Here is a 6141-nt window from a genome sequence, read left to right as displayed (position 1 = left end):
TCAACCCCAAGAAAGGGCTTCTCCGGGCGCAGCCTGCTGTGCTTTTCTCAGCCCCGGCGATCACGCAGGCGAGTCGCCGACGGGCTCAGCCACTGTTTGGTTTCCCGATCACCCCCGTGGCCGGGTTGAACGGTTGAGCCTTCTAGCGATGCCAGACCCCGAGCCGAAGGCGCTCTCGGGCTGACAGAGGCTTCGCTACTTAGGCAGCGAGAGCCAGGGAACCCTGGCTGACCTCAGAGTGCTTCTTATTGGCACTTATTGTTCGCGGTCACAGGATTAACGAGGTTATGTCCGCAGTCCTCGGCCCGCTTCACCTGACTTGCAAGGCCAAAGTCGAAACCAGTCACCCCCTGTGGAGTTGTCAACACGATCTCCGAGGAGACCGAGCATCATGACGATACAGGTGACAACGCCCTGGATGCCAACTTGATTCCCGCGAGAACCCGGGGCCCCCGTGGGCCCCCGGGAGCGCGGCACAGCAGCATCACGCTCCCGGGGGCGACCGGCAGGGTCGAGCCGGTCAAATGACGGCAGGACTTCCCCCGAGATGAAGTCCTGATCTCATCACGGCGACTGGTCCCGCAACCCCCCGAGCGGGACCGGTCACTTGGTAAGACGCGACCGGCCCGCCGGAAGGTTGCTCGGCGTCACGAAAATCACGGAGAGTCGCCGACGGCGGCGAAGAAGCTGCCGGCCACGGCCGCGGGGTCGTAGGCGCGGGTGTACACGGAGATCGCCAGATCGCCCTGCCAGCCGACGAACCAGGCGTTGTTGTCCTTGCCGGTGGGCGCGGACGCCACCCCGTGGACGCGGCCGCTGCCCGCCTGCGCCGGGGTGCCCTGGGCGCCGGCCCGCATCATGGCGGTCAGCGTCTTGCGGACCTGCGGGTCGAGCTGCTGGGGCCGGGGCTGCGGCGCGGGCGTCACCTCGGCCGCCGCCGTGTCGGGGGCGTCGGGGTCGGTCACCAGCACCGGCGGGCGCCAGGTGCCGGAGGCCACCGCCGCCGCGACCAGGGCCATGCTGAGCGGGCTCACCTGGACGTTCTGGCCCGCGATGGTCCTGGCCCTGTCGGCGTCGCTGCCGAAGGCCGGCAGGGAGCCGCTGAACGACTTCAGCGGCAGCCGCCACGACTCCCCGATGCCGAAGGTCTTGGCGCTCTTGGCCAGGTCGTCGCCGCTCACCCGGCGGGCGAGCGAGGCCAGGGCGGTGACGCAGCCCTGGGCGAAGTTCTCCTGGAACGTGGGCGAGGAGCCGGTGGCCTGACCGACGTTGACGAACCGGGCGCCGCCGACCGTGCGCTCCGCGGGGCACGGAAGCCGCTGCCCGGTCCGTACCCCGGCCCTCAGCAGGGCGTCGGCCGCGACGACGGAGAACGCCGTGCCGGCCGGGAACTTGCCGGCCAGCGCGTCCTTCTCCTGGTGCAGGCCGCGGGTGGCGACGGCGCGGATCTCCCCGGTGGTGCGGTCGACCGCCACCACGGCGCCGGTGCGGGTGCTGGAGACGGCGCGCTCGGCGGCCGCCTGCACACCGCTGTCGATCGTGGTCTGCACCGACCGGTTCTGGCGGCCGGGCCACTGCTGGAGGGAGGCCACCTCGTCACCCGACCTGAGGTCGAGGATGATGACCTCGGTCTCCGTGGAGCCGGTCAGGTAGCCCTGGTAGGCCTGCTGGAGCCCGCTCTGGCCGATCGAGTCGCCCGCCCTCTGGGGCCCGCCAAGCTTCTGCTCGGTCTCCGGGGTGAGCGCGCTGACCCGGCCGACGATCTGCTTGGGGTCGGCGGGGTCGACCGGCTGCTTCTCCGTGACGGTCTCGACCTCGGGCAGCGCGTCGAGCTGCGGCTTGACCGACTGGTAGCGGGTGCGGCCGAACGTGATCAGCGGCACGGTCTCGTTGGGCGGCGCGGAACGGATCCGGCTGAGCAGCCGGTCCTCGGCGTAACCGGTGATCTGGGAGAGCTGCTTGACGACCTCCTCGGCGCGGTCGCCGAGCCGCGCGGGCACCACGCGGGCCACGTACAGGAACGTGTCCTGCTGCAGCGGGTCGCCGCCACGGTCGACGACCGGCTGGCGCGGCTTCGGCTCGGCCTTCACCGCGAACCGCTGCCCCTCCTTGAGCTGGGGATGCAGCACGGACGGCGACCACTTCACCTTCCATGCGCCGTCGTGGAGGTGGAGCGGCAGGACGCTGTCGTACGTCCACAGCGGGTTGTTGTCGCCCAGGTCGACCTCGACGCCGAACTCGGCCCGCGACTCCTCGCCCGTCACCGTCAAGCTCTTGATCCGGAAACGGAAGGAGGCGGCGTCGAGCTGCAGCTTGGCGTCGGCCAGCGCCTTGCGCACGGCGGCGGGGTCGCCGTCGGCACGGGAGGCGGCCAGCTCGTAGTCGTTGGACTGCCAGCCGACGAGGAAGTCGCGCACCGCTTCGTGCGGGGACGCCTCCTCGAGGCAGCCGGTCAGGGTCGTGCTCGCGACCGCCAGCGTGACGGCCGCGGCGAGCGTGCGGCGGGCTCGGCTCATCGGTTGCGGTGGCGGAGCGCCCGGGCCATCTCCCGCTTGGCCTGCTTCTCGGCCAGCGACTGACGCTTGTCCCAGTCCTTCTTACCGCGGGCGACGCCGAGCTCGATCTTGGCCTTGCCGTCCCTGAAGTAGAGCTGGAGCGGCACGATCGTGAGCCCGCCCTCCTTGGTCCGGGCGGCGAGCTTGTCGATCTCCTTGCGGTGGAGCAGGAGCTTGCGCTTGCGCCGGGCGGCGTGGTTGGTCCAGGTGCCCTGCGCGTACTCGGGGATGTGGACGTTGAGCAGCCACGCTTCGCCGCCCTCGATGGCGGCGTAGCCGTCGACCAGCGAGGCGCGGCCCTCACGCAGCGACTTCACCTCCGTGCCCTGCAGCACCAGCCCCGCCTCGAAGGTGTCTTCGATGTGGAAGTCGTGCCGGGCACGCTTGTTCTGGGCGATGACCTTCCGCCCGGTCTCACGTGGCATGCTTCGACCTTACCGGCGTTCCGTCAGACCCTGAGGTATCGGCGAAGCGTGACGAACGACGCCAGAACACAGATGACCACACCGATGATCATAGTCAAAGTGATCACCGACGCGACGTCGTCCCAGCCGATCGTCGCCGCCGTGGACGACAGGAACTGCGCGACCTCGTCGAACAGCAGCACCTTGGTCACGATCAGCATGACCGCGGCGAACACGCCGCCGATCAGGCCCGCGATCATGCCTTCCATGACGAAGGGCAGCTGGATGTAGAGGTTGGAGGCGCCGACGAGGCGCATGATGCCCGTCTCGCGGCGCCGGTTGAACGCCGACAGCCGGACCGTGTTGCCGATCAGCAGGGCGGCGGCCAGCACCAGCACCACGGCCACGACCACGGCGGCGTAGCGCAGCTTGTCGAGCATGGTGAAGAACTGGGAGATCAGATCCCTCTGGTTGATCACCTGTGCGACGCCGGGCTGCCCCTGGAGCGCCTGGATCACCGGCTGGTAGTTGTCCGGGTTCTCCAGCTTGATCCGGAAGGACGTCGGCATGTCCTCGACCTTGGCGGCGTCGGCCAGCGCCTTCTGGTTGCTGTAGGCGTCCTGGAAGTTCTTGTAGGCCGTGGCCTGGTCCTCGTAGAAGACCTGCTCGACGCCGGGCAGCCCCTCGATCTGCTGCTTGAGCGCCTGGGTCTGCCCCTGGGTGACGGCCTTGCCCTTGCAGGAGGGCATGTCGCTGTTCTTGGTGCAGAGGAATACGGATACTTCGACCTTGTCGTACCAGTAGTCCTTCATCATGCCGACCTGGGCGTTGATCATCAAACCGACGCCCAGCATCGCCATGCCGACCGCCACGGTGATGATGACCGCGATCGTCATGGTCAAATTGCGACGGAGGCCGATCCAGACCTCGGAGAAGATGAAGTTCGCCCGCATGATTCTCTCTGCTGCTCCCTGTCAGTACGCCTGGCCGTACACGCCACGCGACTGGTCGCGGACGATCTTGCCGTCCTCCAGCTCCACGACGCGTTTGCGCATGGAGTCGACGATGGCCGCGTCGTGCGTGGCCATCACGACCGTAGTGCCGGTTCGGTTGATCCGGTCGAGCACCTTCATGATGCCGATGCTCGTCGCGGGGTCGATGTTGCCCGTCGGCTCGTCGGCCAGCAGGATCATGGGCCGGTTGACGAACGCGCGGGCCATGGCGACGCGCTGCTGCTCGCCGCCGGACAGCTCGTCGGGCATGCGGTGGGCCTTGCCTTCCAGGCCGACCAGCTCGATCACCTCCGGCACCACCTTGCGGATGAACCGCCGGGGCTTGCCGATGACCTCGAGCGCGAACGCCACGTTCTCGTAGACGTTCTTGTTCGGGAGCAGCCTGAAGTCCTGGAACACGCAGCCGATGCGGCGGCGCAGGTGAGGCACCTTGAAGTTGGAGAGGCGGGCCAGGTCCTTGCCGGCGACGTGGATCGCGCCGGAGTTGGGCCGCTCCTCCTTGAGGACCAGACGGAGGAACGTGGACTTGCCTGATCCCGAGGGACCGACGAGGAACACGAACTCGCCCTTGTCCACGTCGACGGAGACGTGGTCCAGGGCGGGCCTGTTCTGGTTCGTGTAGACCTTGGTGACATTATCGAAATGGATCACGAGAGCATCACGGCATGCCAGTCTAGGGGTCAGGACGGATGCGAGGGTGGCACATGCCCACTTCCCGTCGCTCGCCGATCGGGGACGCCCGGCTTTACCGTGGATCGACGTTCCGATTGGCTGGAGCACAGTCTAGGGGGAAGACTGGCATGGAACGTCCATAACGGAAACAAAACGATTGTGCGGCTAGACTTGGGGCTGACATGAGTTGCCAACACCTCGTATGCGCCCAGTGCGCTCACCCTGTCATCGAGGGCCGCTGCGCCGTCTGCCGCGCCAACCGCGAGCGGCTGCACGGCCACGGCCTCGCCGGCCTCTCACCCGCCCTGATCGCGATCGTGCTCCTCGTGGCGCTCTTCGCGACCCTGGCGCTCGAACACCTACTGGGCGTCTGACTCCTGGCGCCGCATCCAGCGGATCTCCGACTCGATGAACTGGTCCAGATCACCGTCGAGCACCCCGGACGGGTTGCCCGCCTCGGTGCCCGTCCGCAGGTCCTTCACGATCTGGTAGGGGTGCAGGACGTAGTTGCGGATCTGCGTGCCCCATGAGGTGGTCGTCGCGCCGCGCAGCTCCGACATCTTCTCCGCCTCCTCCTGCCGCTTGCGCTCCAGCAGCTTGGCCTGCAGGACGTTCATGGCCGTCGCGCGGTTCTGCAGCTGGGAACGCTCGTTCTGGCAGGAGACGACGATGCCGGACGGCAGGTGGGTGATGCGCACGGCCGAGTCGGTCGTGTTGACGCCCTGGCCGCCGGGACCCGACGAACGGTAGACGTCGACGCGGATCTCGTCCTCGTTGATGTCGATGTGGTCGGTCTGCTCCACGACCGGCACCACGTCGACGCCCGCGAACGAGGTCTGGCGGCGCCCCTGGTTGTCGAACGGGCTGATCCGCACCAGGCGGTGGGTGCCGTGCTCGCCCCGGAGCGTGCCGTAGGCGTAGGGCGACTTGATCGCGAAGGTGGCCGACTTGATGCCGGCCTCCTCGGCGTAGGAGGTCTCGTAGACCTCCGTGGGATAGCCCTTGCGCTCGGCCCAGCGCAAGTACATCCGCAGCAGCATCTCCGCCCAGTCGGCCGCGTCGACGCCGCCGGCCTGGGAGTTGATCGTCACCAGGGCCTCGCGCGCGTCGTACTCGCCCGACAGGAGGGTGCGGACCTCCAGCGCGCCGATGTCGGAGCGCAGCGAGGACAGCTCCTTGTCGGCCTCGGCCCGGGTGTCGTCGTCGGCCTCCTCGGCCGCGAGCTCGTACAGGACCGAGAGGTCGTCGAGCCGGCGGGACAGGCCATCCACGCGGTTGAGCTCCCCCTGCATGTGGGAGAGCCGGCTGGTGACCTTCTGCGCCTTGTCGGGGTCGTCCCACAGGTCGGGGGCGGCAACCTGGGTCTCCAGCTCCTCGATCTGCTTGCGCATGGAGTCGAGGTCGAGCACGTCTTTGATGCTGCGGAGCGTGCCGGCGAGCTCGCTGATCTCATCTGCTGGATCGATGTCTGCCACGCCTCCCTAGGGTACGCGACCG

Annotated in this window: 6 protein-coding genes and 1 other RNA gene; 1 reads left to right on the top strand and 6 read right to left on the bottom strand. The window is 68.1% G+C overall.

Annotated features, from left to right (window positions below):
* The 5 genes from ssrA to ftsE all read right to left on the bottom strand — a co-directional run.
* Positions 1-351: a transfer-messenger RNA gene (gene ssrA / locus OUY22_RS05495) on the bottom strand; the annotation flags it as partial.
* 305 nt (positions 352-656) lie between these two features.
* Positions 657-2516 carry a penicillin-binding transpeptidase domain-containing protein gene (locus tag OUY22_RS05490; RefSeq protein ID WP_270153650.1) on the bottom strand — a complete coding sequence of 620 codons (1860 nt, stop codon included), beginning with the start codon at positions 2514-2516 and terminating at the stop codon, positions 657-659.
* Positions 2513-2980, bottom strand: coding sequence for an SsrA-binding protein SmpB (gene smpB / locus OUY22_RS05485; protein WP_270153649.1), 468 nt, complete (start codon positions 2978-2980; stop codon positions 2513-2515). The genes OUY22_RS05490 and smpB overlap by 4 nt, the downstream gene beginning before the upstream one ends.
* A gap of 23 nt (positions 2981-3003) precedes the next feature.
* Positions 3004-3912: a permease-like cell division protein FtsX gene (gene ftsX, locus OUY22_RS05480; protein ID WP_270153648.1), complete on the bottom strand. Its 909-nt coding sequence runs from the start codon at positions 3910-3912 to the stop codon at positions 3004-3006.
* 21 nt (positions 3913-3933) lie between these two features.
* A complete protein-coding gene (gene ftsE, locus OUY22_RS05475) occupies positions 3934-4623 on the bottom strand; it encodes a cell division ATP-binding protein FtsE (RefSeq protein WP_049564761.1) in 690 nt (229 codons plus the stop codon).
* A gap of 203 nt (positions 4624-4826) precedes the next feature.
* On the opposite strand from ftsE, the gene OUY22_RS05470 reads away from it, so the two are divergent.
* Positions 4827-5018 (top strand): hypothetical protein, encoded by a 192-nt coding sequence (locus OUY22_RS05470; RefSeq protein ID WP_270153647.1) that lies wholly within the window; start codon positions 4827-4829, stop codon positions 5016-5018.
* Here the strand turns inward: OUY22_RS05470 and prfB are convergent.
* Positions 5004-6119: a peptide chain release factor 2 gene (prfB, locus tag OUY22_RS05465; protein ID WP_270153646.1), complete on the bottom strand. Its 1116-nt coding sequence runs from the start codon at positions 6117-6119 to the stop codon at positions 5004-5006. The genes OUY22_RS05470 and prfB overlap by 15 nt on opposite strands.
* Between the last annotated feature and the right edge of the window lie 22 nt (positions 6120-6141).

This window comes from Nonomuraea corallina (genome assembly GCF_027620315.1).
Classification (GTDB): domain Bacteria; phylum Actinomycetota; class Actinomycetes; order Streptosporangiales; family Streptosporangiaceae; genus Nonomuraea; species Nonomuraea corallina.
Note: the sequence above shows the minus strand (reverse complement) of the source record. Positions and strands in the feature narration are given on the sequence as shown.